The following is a 763-nucleotide window of genomic DNA, read 5'->3' as shown; positions in this document are numbered from 1 at the left end:
TTTGTAAACCGTGCCATTCGGGGCTTGTACTAAACCTGAAACGGTGTTCCCCATACCCATCACTCCTTTTAAACGAAGTTGGCTGAGTGGGAATTTTTCTAACTTGCCAGATCTCGCTCGGTTCGGCGGTTGCCAACAATCTTTTCTCGCCACAGGTTGAGTCGCGATGGTCGCCTCTTTGGGCAATTCGAAAGGAGCACGCATCACTTCTGGGGCATACGCCACTGCGATGTATTTGTCAGCAGGTTTGAGCTTCTCCACATCTCGCAGAGCCTGTCTCTCAACACCACGAATAAAATCCGTTAATGATTCATCATTCGCCTGGCACCCGACCAATAGAGCGCTTACCAACACCGTCAGCAAAGATTTATTTCCCATCTTTCTTTTCCTCAGGCTTGAACTGATAAGTGTTTGCTCTCACTCGGAAGTGCAAAGTTTCACTCTCTTGGCTGACACGCTGCCAAGTCACGTCTTTAAAGGTGATGATGCGTGGCAGTGTGGCAATGGCCTGTGAAAAACGACCGATATCGTGGAAATCACCTGTTAGCTCGATATTTAGTGGCAATCGATACAGGAAGTTTTCAGATTGCTTTTCTCCCCAATCGATTCGAGTAAACGTTAACTTGTTGTCGATACCGAGTTCGTTTACCGACGCCAACATTGTGGCCAACTCTTTTTGTGCCGGTAGTTGTTGCAACAGCAACTCATAACGCGTAGTAAGCTCGTCCAGTTGAGATTGCAACTGAGGCAATGCAGCTACCTT

2 protein-coding genes are annotated in these 763 nt (G+C 47.6%); both read right to left on the bottom strand.

Annotated elements, in window-relative coordinates; translation table 11 throughout:
* The coding region (locus R7Z47_RS24620; RefSeq protein ID WP_318130733.1) for a pilus assembly protein PilP at positions 1–378 on the bottom strand (378 nt) is incomplete at its 3' end.
* A partial coding sequence (locus R7Z47_RS24615) for a type 4a pilus biogenesis protein PilO (RefSeq protein WP_318130732.1) occupies positions 368–763 on the bottom strand: 396 nt, incomplete at its 5' end. The genes R7Z47_RS24620 and R7Z47_RS24615, both read right to left, overlap by 11 nt.

The organism is Vibrio sp. 1641 (assembly GCF_033339995.1).
Classification (GTDB): domain Bacteria; phylum Pseudomonadota; class Gammaproteobacteria; order Enterobacterales; family Vibrionaceae; genus Vibrio; species Vibrio alginolyticus.
The sequence above is the reverse complement of the archived record's forward strand: the minus strand, read 5'-3'. Positions and strand labels throughout refer to the sequence as shown.